Annotated in this window: 16 protein-coding genes; 7 read left to right on the top strand and 9 right to left on the bottom strand. The window is 55.1% G+C overall.

Annotated elements, in window-relative coordinates:
- Positions 1–7: 7 nt before the first annotated feature.
- The 7 genes from hpxK to JFY74_05650 all read right to left on the bottom strand — a co-directional run bounded on the left by hpxK (position 8) and on the right by JFY74_05650 (position 6,896).
- Complete coding sequence (gene hpxK, locus JFY74_05680; GenBank protein ID QQG29535.1) at positions 8–1,261, bottom strand: allantoate amidohydrolase; 1,254 nt, start codon at positions 1,259–1,261, stop codon at positions 8–10.
- On the bottom strand, positions 1,258–2,502 hold the full coding sequence (locus JFY74_05675) for an alanine--glyoxylate aminotransferase family protein (GenBank protein QQG29534.1): 1,245 nt from the start codon (positions 2,500–2,502) through the stop codon (positions 1,258–1,260). Before JFY74_05675 ends, hpxK begins: the two co-directional genes overlap by 4 nt.
- A 93-nt stretch (positions 2,503–2,595) precedes the next feature.
- On the bottom strand, positions 2,596–3,339 hold the full coding sequence (locus JFY74_05670) for an amino acid ABC transporter ATP-binding protein (protein ID QQG29533.1): 744 nt from the start codon (positions 3,337–3,339) through the stop codon (positions 2,596–2,598).
- Entirely contained in the window at positions 3,320–3,973 is a 654-nt protein-coding gene (locus tag JFY74_05665; protein QQG30459.1) for an amino acid ABC transporter permease, read from the bottom strand. Before JFY74_05665 ends, JFY74_05670 begins: the two co-directional genes overlap by 20 nt.
- Positions 3,973–4,638: an amino acid ABC transporter permease gene (locus JFY74_05660; GenBank protein ID QQG29532.1), complete on the bottom strand. Its 666-nt coding sequence runs from the start codon at positions 4,636–4,638 to the stop codon at positions 3,973–3,975. The genes JFY74_05665 and JFY74_05660 overlap by 1 nt, the downstream gene beginning before the upstream one ends.
- A gap of 12 nt (positions 4,639–4,650) precedes the next feature.
- Positions 4,651–5,457 (bottom strand): transporter substrate-binding domain-containing protein, encoded by an 807-nt coding sequence (locus JFY74_05655; GenBank protein QQG29531.1) that lies wholly within the window; start codon positions 5,455–5,457, stop codon positions 4,651–4,653.
- A 599-nt stretch (positions 5,458–6,056) separates the two neighbouring features.
- Positions 6,057–6,896, bottom strand: a complete 840-nt coding sequence (locus JFY74_05650) for a MurR/RpiR family transcriptional regulator (protein ID QQG29530.1) — start codon at positions 6,894–6,896, stop codon at positions 6,057–6,059.
- A 197-nt stretch (positions 6,897–7,093) separates the two neighbouring features.
- Between JFY74_05650 and JFY74_05645 the strand changes: the two genes are divergently transcribed.
- From JFY74_05645 to hpxZ, 4 genes are all read left to right on the top strand, one after another.
- Positions 7,094–8,692: a gamma-glutamyltransferase family protein gene (locus tag JFY74_05645; GenBank protein ID QQG29529.1), complete on the top strand. Its 1,599-nt coding sequence runs from the start codon at positions 7,094–7,096 to the stop codon at positions 8,690–8,692.
- A gap of 25 nt (positions 8,693–8,717) precedes the next feature.
- Positions 8,718–8,930: an oxalurate catabolism protein HpxX gene (gene hpxX / locus JFY74_05640; protein ID QQG29528.1), complete on the top strand. Its 213-nt coding sequence runs from the start codon at positions 8,718–8,720 to the stop codon at positions 8,928–8,930.
- A gap of 11 nt (positions 8,931–8,941) precedes the next feature.
- Positions 8,942–10,372, top strand: a complete 1,431-nt coding sequence (locus JFY74_05635) for an AtzE family amidohydrolase (protein QQG29527.1) — start codon at positions 8,942–8,944, stop codon at positions 10,370–10,372.
- A 162-nt stretch (positions 10,373–10,534) separates the two neighbouring features.
- Positions 10,535–10,921, top strand: coding sequence for an oxalurate catabolism protein HpxZ (hpxZ, locus tag JFY74_05630; protein ID QQG29526.1), 387 nt, complete (start codon positions 10,535–10,537; stop codon positions 10,919–10,921).
- Positions 10,922–11,067: 146 nt separating this feature from the next.
- Here the strand turns inward: hpxZ and JFY74_05625 are convergent, their stop codons facing one another.
- Positions 11,068–11,652, bottom strand: a complete 585-nt coding sequence (locus tag JFY74_05625) for a hypothetical protein (protein ID QQG29525.1) — start codon at positions 11,650–11,652, stop codon at positions 11,068–11,070.
- Between the two features lie 657 nt (positions 11,653–12,309).
- On the opposite strand from JFY74_05625, the gene proV reads away from it, so the two are divergent.
- From proV to proX, 3 genes are all read left to right on the top strand, one after another.
- Positions 12,310–13,512 carry a glycine betaine/L-proline ABC transporter ATP-binding protein ProV gene (gene proV, locus JFY74_05620; protein ID QQG29524.1) on the top strand — a complete coding sequence of 401 codons (1,203 nt, stop codon included), beginning with the start codon at positions 12,310–12,312 and terminating at the stop codon, positions 13,510–13,512.
- The gene (gene proW / locus JFY74_05615) at positions 13,505–14,773 is read left to right on the top strand and encodes a glycine betaine/L-proline ABC transporter permease ProW (GenBank protein ID QQG29523.1); all 1,269 of its coding nucleotides are present in this window, start codon (positions 13,505–13,507) and stop codon (positions 14,771–14,773) included. The genes proV and proW overlap by 8 nt, the downstream gene beginning before the upstream one ends.
- Before the next feature lie 108 nt (positions 14,774–14,881).
- A complete protein-coding gene (proX, locus tag JFY74_05610; protein QQG29522.1) occupies positions 14,882–15,886 on the top strand; it encodes a glycine betaine/L-proline ABC transporter substrate-binding protein ProX in 1,005 nt (334 codons plus the stop codon).
- 60 nt (positions 15,887–15,946) lie between these two features.
- On the opposite strand, the gene JFY74_05605 is transcribed toward proX, so the two are convergent.
- On the bottom strand, positions 15,947–17,104 hold the full coding sequence (locus JFY74_05605) for a lactonase family protein (GenBank protein ID QQG29521.1): 1,158 nt from the start codon (positions 17,102–17,104) through the stop codon (positions 15,947–15,949).
- Positions 17,105–17,151: the final 47 nt, after the last annotated feature.

The following is a 17,151-nucleotide window of genomic DNA, read 5'->3' as shown; positions in this document are numbered from 1 at the left end:
ATATGCATCACGCCACTTTATGTACCGCGCGATAAAGTGCCGCTAATGCCAGCGCTACATCTGCCGTGGTAACAGATTCATCGGGATGGTGGCTGATGCCGCCGCGGCAGCGGACAAACAACATCGCTACTGGCCAGCGTTCAGCAATGGCGATGGCGTCGTGCCCCGCACCGCTGGGCAGCATCAGCGTTTTCCCCTGAACCTGCGTCACCGCCTCATTTAATACCGACTGCAACGCGGGATCGCAGCGGGTTGCCGCAATACGATAATACTCTTCAGCGCTGAACTGACAGCCGCGCTGGTGCGCGATAGCCTGCCCCAGCGTCAGGAGTTTTTGTAGCAACGTATCCAGCGGCGCATCCTCCGGACCGCGAATATCCAGCGTCATCTTCACCTCGCCGGGAATGACATTCGCCGCGCCCGGTAAACACTGTAACGTACCAAATGTAGCGACCAGATGAGGATCGCTTTCTCGCGTTACCCGCTCAGCCTGCGCCATCCAGTCAGCCGCCGCCGCCAGCGCATCCTGCCGCTGCGTCATCGGCACCGTGCCTGCATGCCCTGCCAGTCCGAGGAATGTACAATTGAGCCGCCGTGCACCGTTGATCGCGGTGACCACGCCCAGCGCCAGATCCTGCTGTTCCAGACACGGCCCTTGTTCGATGTGCAATTCCAGATAGGCGGTGATGTCGCTGACCGGACGCGCCGCCAGTGCCACCTCAAGCGGATCCAGCCCCGCAATGGTCAACGCCTGCGCCACGCTGGTGCCCTCGGCATCCTGACAATCCAGCCAGTTCTCCGGCCAGGTGCCCGTTAACCCTCGGCTGCCCAGCAGCGTAATACCAAAACGCGTACCTTCCTCATCGCCGAAACCGATGATTTCCAGCGCCACGGGCAAACGCGTCCCCTGCTGATGGAAGGCACGCACGACTTCAATCGCCGTCAATACGCCCAGCATGCCGTCATACCGTCCGGCATTGCGTACAGTATCCAGATGCGAACCGAGCAGCAGCGCTGGCGCATCCGGTGTTAATCCTTCATAGCGGCCACAAATGTTGCCAACGCTATCCTGCCAGACGTTCATGCCCGCTTCGCGCATCCATTCCCCCACCTGCGCATTGGCACGCAGGTGTTCCAGCGACAGATAAACGCGGGTCAGATGGCCGGGCGTTTCGCTCATTTCCGCCAGCGCATCGCAGCGCGACATAATCTGCTCAGCGGCAACCTGTGCGGCAGCGGGCAACATCAACATTTCACTCATGCACGTCCCTCATCCGCCGCGTAGCAATTCCAGGCGGCCTGCAAAGCCTCGCCCTGTACGGTGCGGAAGCCCAGGCGATTCAACACCGCCTCCAGCGCCGTCAGCGTTTGCATCACGCAGTCTTTACGCGCGTTGTAGCCCATCGTCCCGATGCGCCAGATCTTGCCCTGAAGCGGGCCAAACGAGGTGCCGATCTCAATGGCAAAATCTTCCAGCAGCAGCTTACGCACCTGCTCGCCGTGAACGCCGTCAGGAATCACCACGCCCAGCACGTTATTCATTTTGTGGGTCAGCGAGCCAAAGGTGTCCAATCCCATTCCCTGAATCCCCGCCACCAGTGCACTACCGTGCAGCGCATGGCGAGCAATACTGCGATCCAGCCCTTCTTCGAGGATCGTTCGGGCACACTCGCGTGCAGCGAACAGCATGCTCGTCGCCTCGGTGTGGTGGTTCAGGCGCTCCGGCCCCCAGTAATCCATCACCATGCCCAGATCGAAATAGTTGGAGTAGATCATCTCGTCGTCGCCGTCCTGATGGGCGTCCGTTCGGATCCCCTGTTCAACGCATTTACGCCGGCGGATCACCGCTTCCATCTGCGAACTGAGCGTGATCGGTGAACTGCCGGACGGCCCGCCGAGGCATTTCTGCAACCCTGCGGAAACCGCATCCAGTCCCCATTTATCCGTTTCCAGCGGGTTGCCGCCAAAAGAGGCGGTAGCATCGGTATAGAACAGCACGCCGTGACGGCGGCAAATCTCACCCAGCTCCTCCAGCGGTTGCAGCATGGTGGTCGATGTATCGCCCTGCACCGTCAGCAGTAAACGCGGGCGTACCGTTTTGATCGCATCTTCGATCTGGTCTGGCGAGAACACCTCGCCCCACGGCACTTCGATGGTATGAACGTCAGCACGGCAGCGGCGGGCAATCTCGCACAGCAGATGACCAAAACGACCAAACACCGGCACCAGCACCTTATCGCCGGGGCGGATCGCCGACAGCAGAATCGCTTCGATCCCCGCCCGCGAGGTGCCGTCTACCAGCATCGTCCAGCGGTTTTCCGTGCGGAAAAGCTGACGATAGAGCGCCATGACCTGATTCATGTAGTTCGTCATCGCGGGATCATATTGCCCCACCAACTGACTGGCCATTGCCCGTAATACGCGCGGATCGGCATTGATCGGCCCCGGCCCCATCAGCAAGCGATGAGGGGGATTGATTTGCGCGTACAGTTCGCTGTTCATGGTTATCTGCTCCAGATTCTTTACGTTACCGATCTGCTAATCGAATGATTTGATGCGCGTTTCCGTGCGTGATTAGCTCAAAAGAGGGAAGTCTTACGCTTCCGATAGTCCCCGGACCGAGGCGATGAACTGTTTCAGTTCGCGGGTTTGCGGGTTAGCGAACAGCGTTTTGCTGTCGCCCTGCTCCCAGACCGTGCCCTGATGCATAAACACCACGCGGTCGCCCACTTCACGGGCAAAATTCATTTCATGCGTCACCAGAATCAGCGTCATACCTTCTGCGGCCAGCTGTTCCAGCACCTTCAACACTTCGCCGACTAATTCAGGATCGAGCGCCGAGGTAATTTCATCGCACAGCAGGACTTTTGGGGTCATCGCCAGCGCGCGGGCAATCGCGACGCGCTGCTGCTGACCACCCGACAGATTGGCGGGATAGTAGTGAAGACGCTCGCCCAGCCCGACCTTATTGAGCATCTGTTCACCCAGCTCACGGCACTCCGCTGCGCTTTTTCCCAGCACGCGGCGCGGTGCCAGCATCACGTTTTCCAGCGCCGTCATGTGCGGGAACAGATTGAAGTTCTGGAACACCATCCCGACCGAGCGGCTGATTTCCCGCGCCTGCGAATCCCTATCGGTGACAGTCATCCCGCCCAGCTTGATGCTGCCGTCCTGATAGCCTTCCAGACCGTTTATGCAGCGCAAGAGCGTGCTCTTACCGGAGCCGCTGCGCCCGATGATCGAAATGACCTCACCCATTTCGATATCCAGATCCACACCTTTCAGGACGTGGTTCTGGCCGTAATATTTTTGAACCTGATTAATGGTGATGAGCGGCATTGAATTTCTTCTCCAGATAGCGGCTGTAGTAAGAGAGCGGATAGCACATCAGGAAATAGCCCAGCGCCACCAATCCGAACACTTTAAACGGCTGATAGGTCACGTTATTCAACATGGTTCCCGCCTTGGTCAGCTCGATAAATCCGATGATCGACGCCAGCGCGGTACCTTTAATCACCTGCACGGAAAACCCCACGGTAGGCGCGATGGCGATACGCATCGCCTGTGGTGCAATCACCCGATAGAGCGTCTGGCCGAAATCCAGTCCGAGACAGCGCGACGCTTCCCACTGCCCTTTCGGCAAGGCTTCCACGCTGCCGCACCAGATATCCACCAGAAAGGCGCTGGTAAAGAGCGTCAGCGCCAGTGCCGCGGCCGTCCACGGGCTCACATCAATGCCGAACAGCGCCAGCCCGAAAAAGGCGAGAAACAACTGCATCAGCAGCGGCGTCCCCTGAAACAGTTCGGAATACAGGTGGACAAGGCGCGTCGGCCATTTGCGTTTAGTTAGCCGCAGCAGCATCAGCGGAAAGGTCACTATCGCGCCGCCGATGAAAGCCGTCAGCGACAGCAGTAGCGTCCAACGTGCCGCCAGCAGCAGGTTGCGAACAATATCCCAGTCGGTAAATGTCATCATGACTGATTCCCCAGAAAGCGCCGACCCGCCAGCAGTAAGAGTTGTCGCATCAGAACAGACAGCATCAGGTAACACAGTGTGGTTGCCAGATACACTTCAAAGCTCAAGAACGTACGGGACTGAATCAGGTTGGCAGCAAAAGTCAGTTCTTCGTAAGACACCTGCGACACCACTGACGATCCCAGCATGACGATGATGCATTGGCTAACCAGCGCCGGATAAATCCGCTGGAGCGCGGGCGGCAGAATCACTCGCAGGAAGGTCTGCATCCGCGTCAGCCCCAGCACACGGGCTGCTTCCCACTGGCCTTTCGGCGTCACCTGAATCCCCGCGCGGATAATCTCGGTGCTGTACGCTCCCAGATTAATCAGCATCGCCAACAACGCGGCCTGTCCGGCGGTGAGCTTCAAGCCCAGACTCGGCAAGCCGAAAACGATGAAGAACAGCTGAACCACAAACGGCGTATTGCGGATCAGCTCGACGTAGACACCCCATAGCCGACTCAGCAGGGTGGGCTTGCCGCTGCGCAAGGCTGCACCGAAGATGCCGATAGCAATGCCGCCGAGGGTTGCCATGACCGTCAGCTCAATGGTGACCCACAACCCCTCCAGCAGCTCAGGCCAGAACGGAAATAGCGCGGAAAAATTAAGCTGATAGGTCATGGCGTGCTCCCGTTAAGCTTTGATGCTGGCCGGCAGCGGCGCTTTCAGCCATTTTTCCGACAGGGTATTGAGCGTATTGTCTTTCAGCGCCTGCTCAATCAACGCGTCGACTTTCGCTTTCAGCGCAGGCTCATCTTTTTTCAGCCCGATGTAGCACGGTGAATCTTTCAGCATAAACTTCGCTACTGGTGCTTTCGTCGGGTTCTGCTCGGCGATAGCGGCTACTACCAGGTTACCCGTTGCAACATATTCCACCTGCCCGGACAGGTACGCCGACAGCGTGGTGTTGTTATCTTCGTAGCGCTTAATCTGTGCGGCCTTCGGCGCGATATCCGTCAGCACCATGTCTTCTACTGCACCGCGCGTGACGCCGATGCTCTTGCCTTCCAGCGCGTCTGACGATGTCAGCGTGCTGTCTTTCGGCCCAAATACGCCGAGGAAAAACGGCGCATAGGCGCGGCTGAAATCGATCACTTTTTCACGCTCGGCATTTTTGCCCAGACTGGAGATCACCAGGTCAACTTTGTTGGTTTGCAGATACGGTACGCGGTTAGCACTGGTTACCGGAACCAACTGCAACTTTAGTTTCATCTCTTTCGCCAGGTAGTGGGCGATATCGATGTCATACCCCTGCGGTTGCAGATCCGTCCCCACCGATCCAAACGGCGGGAAATCCTGTGGGACCGCGACACGCAGCACGCCGCGCTTCTCGATATCCTGCAACTGATCGGCCATCGCGCTACCGGCCTGAACCAGTAACATTGCCGCACCCATCACCGCCAGTAACCCTTTTTTGATGCCCAGTTTATTGATCAACATCGTCTCTGCCCCCGGTTAGTGTAATTGAAACGAAAGATTCTTTAAAAACAAAAATTGAAACCATCGTTGCAGAAATTAAGCAAGGACTGTGCCAGATTAGATTAACGCCTTCTGTGCTATTGAGTACGGGGGGTCAGAAAGTTCGGCTAAAACATGGGATAGCGATGGAGATGATTATGGTATGGGTATGTAATATCTGTGAAAGGTTTCGGCCGTGATTGCAGAAAGATTATTTATGCAACTCATGCACCACGCCCGACGTAGGGCTGCTCAGTCGCCGCAGCCCTACGAACCCTGGCTTTCGGCATGAATTATGCCGCTACGCGGTACATTCGAAACGTGTGTCATCCTGTCGAACCGCCTGTGACGCGCTCCCGGCGCGGCACAGGCTTTCGCAGCGTCCATGCTGCTCATTCGGGATGCCCCACGTTTCTCATCATAATTTTTTACGCCTATGAACAGATAACAACGAGAAATAATCCACAGCGCTACGTCACAAAAATAATCCGGTGCTATCACGCCCGAAACGATCTGCATGACTATATAACAACCAGCTAAAACGCACCATCAAGGTGCGCCAGCACCATCCCAACGCACCATTAGCGTTGCTCAAGCTCATCCAGTTCACCATAAAGATCCACGATCTGGTGGATGCGTTGGCGTCCGTCACGCAGCATTTCATGCAGTAATGCATTGCTGATCACATTCACCAAACTCATCGCAGAGGAATAGCTGTCAAACGCCGAGACGCTGTCCAGCGGGACGCACAGCGACCAGGTTGCCAGCGACATTAGCGTACTGGCCTGTGGTTCGCACAGCAGCAAAACGGGCACACCGCGCTTTTGCAACTGTGCCAACAGCGGCTGGATCAGACGCGGGCGGCGGCGAAAAGCCACCACAATCACGACATCCTGTGCGGTGAGATCCACCAGCTCTTCGGATAACGTCTGCCCCGGCTGTGTCAGCAGCGTGACCTGTTGGCGAATCTGGAGCAACTGTTGGCGCAGGTGCAGCGCCACCGGATAGCTATTGCGCAGCCCAATCAGACACAGGCGCTGCGCCTGCATCAGCGCCTGAATCACTGCGCCAAATTGCACGGGGTCAATCTGGTTTATCCACTGCGTCAGGTTCGCCATTTCCTGCTTGTAATGCCGCGCCAGCAGGGTATTCCCCTGCACGACATCCCGGTTATCCGCCAGCGGCATCCCGCTCTGGCGCAGCGTTCTGAGCTCATCGCGCATATCGCGGTAGCTGGGGTAACCCAGCCGTTTGAACAACCGACTTACAGTCGCTTTGGAAACGCCGCTCAGCCGCGCCAGCTCGGCGCTGTTGTAGCTAATTAAATCGTCAAAGTGATCGAAGATGAAATCCGCGACGCGCTGTTCCTGCGGTGAAAGTTCGCCGTAGCGATCCCGTAATCGTTCATCTATTTGCATCATCGTCTCTCACCCGTTGCGCTTGCTGTAACGTTTGTTTCATGTCGCAGAACATAGCACAGGATTGTCAGGATGATATAGGTACCCCTTCCGGCATCGCATGCGGACTTTCTGCTGCACTAAAAAACTGGAACGCCGTTTGCTTATAGCTAAGGTTAATAACTCTTACCCTACATAATATTTAAAAAAGGAATCCTGAAATGATGCAAAGCAACACCGCCCCGCTGGGCATGGCGGTAGCACCTCATCATTTAGCCAGTGCCAGCGCATTGGCCGTTCTGCGCGAAGGCGGGAACGCCATTGAAGCTATGGTCGCAGCGGCGGCAACGATTGCCGTGGTGTACCCACATATGAACGGGATCGGCGGCGACGGTTTTTGGCTGATTGTGCCCCCACACGGCGAACCCGTTGCTATTGATGCCAGCGGGGCTGCGGGGTCACTGGCCTGCCGTGAGTGGTATCAAGGTGAAAGTCGCATTCCACACCGGGGCCCCAAAGCGGCGCTGACGGTCGCGGGCACCGTCGGCGGCTGGCAGGAAGCGCTGAACTATTCACAAGAATTAGCCTACTCACAAGAAATAGACGGTATGCCGCTTGCGCGTCTGCTATCTGACGCGATTCGCTATGCGGCTGACGGCATTCCCGTCACACAGTCTCAGGAGGATGCGCTCACCCAGCGCTACCACGAGCTGAGCGATTTTCCGGCCTTTAGCCAGCTGTTTATGCCGCAGGGGAATATCCCGCGCGCAGGTAGCCGTTTCACGCAGCCGGATTTAGCCGATACCCTGACAACGCTGAGCCTTGAAGGGCTGGACAGCTTTTATCGCGGATCCGTCGCCGCCCAGCTGTCGGCACAGATGGCGCAGCTTGGTATGCCACTGACGGCGGACGATCTGGCAAATTACCGCGCCAAACGCACCACGCCGCTGGTGCTGAAGCACAGCAAAGGCGATATCTATAACCTCGCGCCGCCGACGCAGGGTCTGGTGTCGCTTGCGATTCTCGGCCTGACCGATCATTTAGACATGGAAGATCTGAATGACAGCCAGACGATCCACCGCATTGTCGAATCGACCAAACTGGCGTTTGGCCTGCGTGACCGCTTCATTACCGACCCTAAGCAAATAACGCAGGACGTTCAGGCGCTGCTGGAAAACGATGCGCTCGGCGTGCTGGCTCGTCAGGTCGATACTCGAAAAGCCGCGCCATGGGGAGAAGGCAAAGGCCCCGGCGACACCGTCTGGATGGGCGTATGCGACAGCAGCGGCCTGTGTGTGTCTTTCATTCAAAGCATTTACCACGAGTTTGGCAGCGGCGTGGTCTTGCCGGGAACCGGCGTGCTCTGGCAGAACCGCGGTGCCTCGTTCAGCCTCGATCCGGCACACTTACTGGCGCTAGAGCCCGGTAAACAGCCGTTTCATACCTTAAATCCTGCCGCTGCACGTTTATCTGATGGGCGAACCATGGTCTACGGCTCGATGGGAGGAGACGGACAACCTCAGACGCAGGCGGCCATCTTTATCCGTCACGTCCAACAAGGGCTGCCGCTACAACAGGCGATTACCGCTCCGCGCTGGCTGCTGGGCCGTACCTGGGGACAAACTTCCGATACGCTGAAAATCGAAGATCGCTTTAAACCCGCAACCGTGGATGCCCTGCGCCAGCTCGGTCACGACGTCGAGCTGTTGAGCAGCTTTAGCGAAACGGTCGGCCATGCGGGTGCCATCGTACGCCACACCAACGGCATGCTGGAAGGTGCCTTCGATCCGCGCAGCAACGGCAGCGCGGCTGGCTTCTAATCATGAATCAACCGAGAGAATATGCATGACGACCCACTCAATCGATAGCGACACGCTGGCCGCTTATCTTCAACACATGGAAACGCTGCTGGCGCTGCAACTGAGTCAGGAGCGGCGTCAGGAGCTGTTAGTTCAGTTCAGCCGCATCAACGCCATGGCGCAGCCGTTAATGGAATTCCCTCTTGATGAGCATCAGGAAATTGCCGGGGTTTATACGCTAGGAGCTTATACGCTATGAGTCTACCCGCTATGAATAGACCTTCAGCGTTATCTATCCGGCAGATTCAGCAAGGTTTGCAGGCTGGCACGTTCTCCGCCAAGGAGCTTGCACAGCAGGCGCTGGGCGCCATTGAACAGACCAACCCTACGATTAATGCCTATACCCACGTTACCAGTACACGCATGTTGGCAGAGGCTGAGCGCATCGACTCAAGCCGTCAACGCGGGGAAACCTTACCTGCGCTGGCCGGCGTACCTTACGCCGTAAAGAACCTGTTTGATGTCAGTGGCGAAACTACGTTGGCAGGAGCCGAGCTTCTCAGCCAGCGCCCCCCCGCGGCACAGGATGCTTTTGCCATCCGTCAGCTTGCCAGTCAGGGCGCGCTGCTGTCCGGTATGTTGAATATGGACGCCTATGCTTACGGCTTTACCACCGAAAACAGCCATTATGGCGCGACGCGTAACCCGCTCGACACACAGCGCATCGCGGGTGGATCGTCTGGCGGGTCGGCCGCCGCCGTCGCAGCAGGCTTGGTTAACTTCACGCTCGGCAGCGACACCAATGGCTCGATCCGCGTGCCGTCGTCGCTATGCGGTATTTTCGGGCTAAAGCCGACGTTTGGCCGTTTATCACGCCACGGCAGCCACCCGTTTGTCGCCAGCCTCGACCATATCGGTCCGATGGCGCGTAGCGCAGACGATCTGGCACTGGTGTTCGACGCCTTACAGGGTCGTGATGAACACGATCGTTTTCAGGCCAAGCGGGAAACGCAGCACACCGCGGCACAGTTGGAAGCGGGCAGCGACGGATTACGCTACGCAGTGCTCGATGGCTATTTCTCCATCTGGGCCAGCGAGGAAGCCAACACCGCCGTCCGCCAGATCGCACAGGCGCTGGGTGCACAGGACAGCCTGACGCTAACCGATGCCGCACTGGCACGTAGCGCCGCCTTTATTCTGTCGGCCAGCGAAGGGGGGAATCAGTATCTGCCAGCCTTACGCACGCAGCCTGAGCGCTTCGAGCCCCTGTCACGCGAGCGGCTGCTGGCTGGCGCCATGATCCCCGCCGCTTGGTATGTGCAGGCTCAGCGCTTCCGTAATGATTTCCGTCAACAGACACTGGCGCTGTTTGAGCACACCGACCTGCTGATCGCCCCAGCGACGCCCTGCTCCGCCACGCTCATCGGGCAGGAAACCATGCGCATTAATGATACCGACCTACCCGTCCGCGCCAGTATGGGCATGCTGACGCAGCCGATCTCTTTTGTCGGGCTGCCCGTCGTGACGATACCGATGACGACCGCGAGCGGCCTGCCGATAGGCGTGCAGATTATTGCCGCACCGTGGCGCGAGGATCTTTGCCTGCGGACGGCATGGGCGCTGGAGCAGCAGGGCATCACTTATACCCGTCATACTTCAAGTTGCATGTGCGTTGGCTGCGCTCAAATACTCGGCCCATAGTGGGCCTCGCCCTAAAGGGCCGCTGCAAGCAGCGTTCAAATCTGCTCCCGGCAGATTTGTCACCCGAATCACTTACCAGTGTAAGCTCATCGGGATGCCTTCCCTTGCCGCCTGCCTGAAACTCGAATTATTTAGAGTAGTTATCTTATGAGGAAAGAAAATATGTTGCCTGACGATATCAATCAGCCGGATGTGCTGGCTGACGTGACCGCCGCGTTCTATCGCTATGAGAAAGCCTTAACGGGTAATGACATTGCGGTGCTGGATGAACTGTTCTGGCACGATGAAAAAACAGTGCGCTACGGTGCGGGAGAAAATCTGTACGGGATAGAGGAAATCCGAGCCTTTCGCCTCGCTCGCCCTTCTGCCGGTCTGGACAGAACGCTGCGTAATACGGTCATCACCGCTTATGGTCATGATATGGCCGTCGCCAGCACGGAATTTACCCGCACAGGCAGCGCGAAGATCGGCCGCCAAATGCAAACCTGGGTAAGAATGCCAGAAGGTTGGCGCATTGTCGCCGCCCACGTCAGCCTGATGAGTGAGTAACAATGGAGGAAACAAGCGCCATCACTATGCGCTTGTTTCAGTTCCCACTAATCTACTTATCCGCCAAATTAGGCGCATCTGAGGCTAGATAATATTTGCCATCAATAAGCACATATTCACCAGAAGCCAGCTTACGCTTTATCACATCACGCGCCGCCATTTGCAGCTTTTTCCCCAAGGCGAAAAATGCCTGTTCCTGAAGACTTAACGTCGTAATATCGTGTGAGGATGACATAGCTTCTCCTATCTGAACCAAGTCGATTAAATGACTGCATACCTGGGATACGAATGTTAAATCTGCTTTTCCCTGCTAACCCCAGTAAACCATCATATAAATCCGCGAGATCGATTTTCCTTTTCCCTGAAAGGTCGGGGGCTGCGCACCAATAGTAAGCCCCCGATCGGGAAACATTGTAGTGGTCAAAAATCGCTCTAGCAACCGACGTAATCACCTTTAGAATTTGCCCAGAATTGAGCTCAACATGCCGATAAGCTTCCAAACGCTCTTGATTCTCAACTTTATCAAAAGCAACCGTCCAAAGACCCGACTGGGGCATTTGAAAACCAGGTATGTTATGTTTCTCATCAATCCCTTTATTAAGCAATTCCTCCGCTGACTGGAGTTTTTGGAAACCAATGGCATATACCATGCCACCAACGATAAACTGACGCATAAGCAACTCACCATTCCCTGTATAGTCTTCGAAATCATGGTATTCCCAAGTGACCACTTTTAGCTTTTCCTTAGCAGAAATCAGATGAGCAGATAACCAAAATACCTTTCTTGTGACAATGTCCTTATTTCTCTTTCTGGTTTTGCTTCGCAATTTTTAAAAACACTCAAAAATCCCCACTTGCCGATGGCGTTATCCTCTAAATATGACAGATATATTATTCGGAACACTCTCATTTATTGGTGGGAATTAATGCAATCATTTAACCCACTATATCTTTGCTATACTGTATAAAATACCGACAGATAGCATAAGTAAAAAATGTACTTACGTCGGCCTATTCGGGTGCCTATAAGACAAAAATCGTGATTTATTTACCCTATTATTCGATTAATGGGATTCACTATAAATGGTGATGTATTCACAATCAGAAAAGGTTATATCAGCCGCTAATCCAATACGTAATAACCAACAGGTAACGCACTGTTATAAAAAGAATTCCCCTTCAAATAAAAAATCATAAAGATCACATAAATCATGAAGATAACGTAGCGATAATCGTGTTGTCACTATTGCTAATATTGACCTAATGAGAGACCTCACTGAGGCAATAAAGGGTTGTCTCAGAATCTGAGTATGGTAGGGTAGATTATGTTTAATCATTATCAGGGTTACGTTATAGAATTATAAACGACACAGGAAAACAATAATTTCATGGCAATTAAACTTGAAGTAAAGAATCTTTATAAGATATTTGGCGAGCACCCAGACAGAGCATTTAAACTGATTGATAAAGGCCTGAGCAAAGATCAGGTATTTGAAAAAACAGGGCTTACTGTCGGGGTAAAAGATGCCAGTCTGGCCATTGAAGAAGGCGAGATATTTGTCATCATGGGATTATCCGGTTCCGGCAAATCAACCATGGTACGCCTTCTCAATCGTCTGATAGAACCCACTCGGGGTCAGGTACTGATCGATGGCGAGGATATCTCCAAGATATCCGATACCGCGCTGCGCGACGTGCGCCGCAAGAAGATCAGTATGGTGTTCCAATCCTTTGCGCTCATGCCGCATCTGAACATCCTCAACAATACCGCGTTTGGTATGGAACTGGCTGGCGTACCGAAAGCGGAACGTGAGCAAAAAGCGTTGGATGCCTTGCAACAGGTAGGGCTTGAAGCCTACGCGGCGTCTTACCCAGATGAGCTGTCCGGCGGGATGCGACAGCGTGTCGGTCTGGCGCGTGCGTTAGCAAACGACCCCGATATCCTGCTGATGGATGAAGCGTTCTCCGCGCTCGATCCGCTGATCCGTACTGAAATGCAGGATGAGTTGATCAAGCTCCAATCTCGTCATCAACGCACTATCGTCTTTATCTCGCACGATCTGGATGAAGCGATGCGCATCGGTGACCGGATTGCCATCATGCACGGTGGTGAAGTGATTCAGGTCGGTACACCCGATGAAATCCTGAATAACCCCGCCAATGACTATGTGCGCACCTTTTTCCGCGGTGTCGATATCAGCCACGTGTTTAGCGCCAAAGATATCGCCCGTCGTCGCCCGGTCACCTTGATTCGTAAAACCCCCGGCGTGGGGCCGCGTTCCGCGCTGAAGATCCTTCAGGATGAAGACCGTGATTACGGCTACGTGCTGGAAGGTGGGAAACGTTTCATTGGCATCGTGTCTATTGATTCACTGAAGCTGGCGCTGAAAGAGCAGCAGCCGCTGGAACAGGCGTTACTGCCCGAACCTGTTCCCGTGCCCGCAGATATGTCACTCAACGAGCTGATTTCTCAGGTCGCACAGGCTCCCTGTGCCGTCCCTGTCATCGGCGAGAACAATGAGTACATAGGCATCATTTCCAAAGGAATGCTGCTACAGGCACTGGATAAGGAAGGAGTGACCAATGAGTAAATCAACATCGAATCCGTGGGATGCGACCACGGCACAAAACCAGACGGCCGATCAAGGTACAACCCCTGAGCAGGCTAATGACGCACAGCAAAACGATCCGTGGGCGGCCAGCTCGCAAAACGCTCCAGCCGATTCTGCACCAGCAAATGATGGTGCTACGCCTGACAGTGCAACACAGAGCGCCCCTTGGTCCACTGGCGCGCCTGCTCAGGATGCCCCCGCCAACGGCGGCGATGCGTGGAGCACCTCACCGGCACCCGATGGTTCTGTCGATGCCGCGCATCAGGCTACGCAATCCGGCAGTGACTGGTTAAACAGCTCCGCCCCGGCGACGCCCGAGCATTTCAACCTGCTCGATCCGTTTAAAGACACGCTGATCCCGCTGGACAGCTGGGTCACCCACGGGATCGATTGGGTTGTGCTGCACTTCAGACCGGTCTTTCAGGGCGTTCGCGTCCCAGTTGATTTTATTCTGGGCGGTTTTCAACAATTCCTGCTGGGTATGCCAGCGCCGATTGCCATTCTGGTGTTTTCGCTGATTGCCTGGCAGATGTCCAGCCTCGGCATGGGCGTGGCTACCCTGTTGTCTCTCATTGCGATTGGCGCAATTGGTGCCTGGTCGCAGGCTATGATCACGTTAGCGCTGGTGCTGACTGCGCTGTTCTTCTGCGTGCTCATCGGGCTCCCCGTCGGGATCTGGCTGGCACGTAGCGAACGGGCTGCGAAGTTCATCCGGCCGCTGTTGGATGCCATGCAGACGACGCCCGCGTTCGTTTATTTGGTACCTATCGTCATGCTGTTCGGTATCGGTAATGTGCCGGGCGTCGTGGTGACCATTATCTTTGCCCTGCCGCCGATTATTCGCTTAACGATTCTGGGTATTCGTCAGGTACCAGCCGACCTGATTGAAGCCGCCGAGTCATTTGGTGCTAGCCCGCGCCAGATGCTGTTTAAGGTTCAGCTCCCGCTGGCCATGCCAACCATCATGGCAGGCGTTAACCAGACGCTGATGCTGGCACTGTCGATGGTGGTTATCGCCTCGATGATCGCCGTAGGCGGTCTGGGCCAGATGGTACTGCGCGGTATTGGTCGTCTGGATATGGGTCTGGCTGCCGTCGGTGGTGTCGGGATCGTCATTCTGGCCATTATTCTTGACCGCCTTACCCAGTCTCTGGGACGCGATCGCCGCAGCAAAGGCAACAAAAGCTGGTACGCCAGCGGCCCGATTAGCCTGCTGACCCGTCCTTTCATCAAGCAATAACGCTCGTCCCGCTTGTCTGGCACACGTCAGACAAGCGGCGACATTCACTATTCGTTTTATCAGCAATATTTACGATCTCAACGCACGATAAAAACAGAGGGAATCATGATGCGTAACACCACACTTTGGGCCACCGCCCTGACTACCGCCCTGTTGAGTACGCAGGTTTACGCCGCAGACACTGCGCAACCTGGTAAAGGTATTTCCGTTATTCCGGTGCAAAGCACCATCTCCGAGGAAACGTTCCAGACGCTGCTGGTCAGCCGAGCGTTGGAAAAGCTAGGCTATGACGTGCAATCCCCCCGTGAAGTGGACTACAACGTGGCCTACACCTCGATCGCCTCCGGCGATGCAACGTTTATCGCGGTTAACTGGGACCCGCTGCACGCCGACCAGTACAAAGCCGCTGGCGGGGATGCGAAATTCTACCGTCAGGGTGAATATGTCTCCGGTGCCGCTCAGGGTTACCTGATCGACAAAAAAACGGCTGAAAAATATAAAATCACTAATATTGCGCAGCTAAAAGATCCGAAAATTGCCAAGCTGTTTGATACCAACGGCGACGGTAAAGCCGACCTGACGGGCTGTACGCCGGGCTGGGGATGTGAAGCCGCCATCAACCACCACCTTCCTGCCTATGGCTTAACCGACACGGTAGAACATAATCAGGGTAACTATGCAGCGATGATTGCCGATACCATCACCCGTTATAAAGAAGGCAAGCCGATTCTGTACTACACGTGGACGCCGTACTGGGTGAGTGATGTGCTGGTTCCGGGACGTGACGTAGTCTGGTTGCAGGTACCTTTCTCTTCTCAACCGGGTGAAATGAAAGATGTCAGCACCAAGCTGCCAAACGGTGCCGACTATGGCTTCCCCGTTAACACGATGAAGATTGCCGCGAATAAAGCCTGGGCCGAGAAAAACCCAGCAGCGGCGAAGCTGTTCGCTATCATGAAGCTGCCGATTGCGGATGTGAATGCGCAGAACCTACGTATGCACGAAGGTCAGGGTTCACAGAAGGATATCGAACGTCATGTTGATGGCTGGATCAAAGCCCACCAGCAGCTGTTTGACGGCTGGGTGAAAACCGCTGCCGATGCCGCGAAATAATCACCGGTAGACGAACGCCCCTTTCACAGGAAAGGGGTGTTTTTCATTGATGGGCGATAATTACGGCAGGTTGACGATTTCAACCCAGTTCGCCCCTTTTCCGGTCGGGAATTGCCCGACTCGCACTAAATCCCCGTTATCCTGATTGATACGATACACCGACAACGACGTCGATTTTTCACCGCTGGCGATCAGGAATTTCCCGCTTGGATCGATCTGAATGCCGCGCGGCTGCGTTTCTGTCGGGTAGCGCGTAATGTATTGCAGTTGTCCGGTTTTCGGTTCTACCCGCAGCAGCGTAATCGTGCTTTTGGTGCGTTCCGATACGTACAGGAATTGTCCATTTGGCGTCAGACGTAAATCAGCGCTCCATATCTGTGGGCGGCTGTCGGTGCTATTTTTATCCGGCGTAATGGTTCCCGCTCGCATCCCCGCATCGGCTGGCACGGTGTCCGTGTAATCCAGTAACGTAAGCTGCCCCGTCTTTTCATTCAGCGCCAGACGCGCGACTTTGCCAGACAGTTCATTGCTCACATAGAGCGTTTTATTATCGGGTGATAACACCAGATGGCGCGGCCCGTTTCCTTTAGGCAGCGTAATTTCTGCTGGTTCATTTGGCGTCAGCGTGCCGGTTTTCGCATCAAACCGGAACTGTACGATTTGGTCGCTGCCCAGGTTGCTGGCAAAAACGAACTTATTTTTGCGATCGGCAATAATACTGTGTGCCTTCTCGCCTGTTGGCACCACGGTGGCGACACTCGCGTTCACTTTGCCATCTTTATCAATGCCATTAACCGCGACTTTATTACCGCCGTACGAGGCGCTGAACAGCCACTTTCCAGTGCGGTCCGTCGAGATGTAAGCCATGCTGTCCGGCAATTCCGCTTTGCCTAACGGGCTCAGCGTCCCACTTTTAGGATCGATTTTATAGCTAACCGCCGAGTAAGGAATACCGCGTGTGGCGGCATAGAGGAAGGATTTATCCGGGCTAACGGCCATCGGCATCACTTTCGCGCCAGCGGCTGCTTTCCCAATAGCGGTTAATTCGCCGCTTTGCGTATTGAGTGTGTAGGCATCAATAGCGCCATCAGTGGCAGCAGAGACGTAGACGGCCGTGACCGCCTGCGCGCCCATCGACCACAGTGCCGCGGGAAGAAATGCACATCCCATTAACACTGCAACGCTTTTTTTCTTAAACACCTGATAATGCTTAAACATAATGTCCCCTGTCGATAATGTTATGACGCTGGCGATAAGCTAAATCA

The sequence above is a fragment of the Pectobacterium carotovorum genome (assembly GCA_016415585.1).
Taxonomy (GTDB): domain Bacteria; phylum Pseudomonadota; class Gammaproteobacteria; order Enterobacterales; family Enterobacteriaceae; genus Pectobacterium; species Pectobacterium carotovorum_K.
The sequence above is the reverse complement of the archived record's forward strand: the minus strand, read 5'-3'. Positions and strand labels throughout refer to the sequence as shown.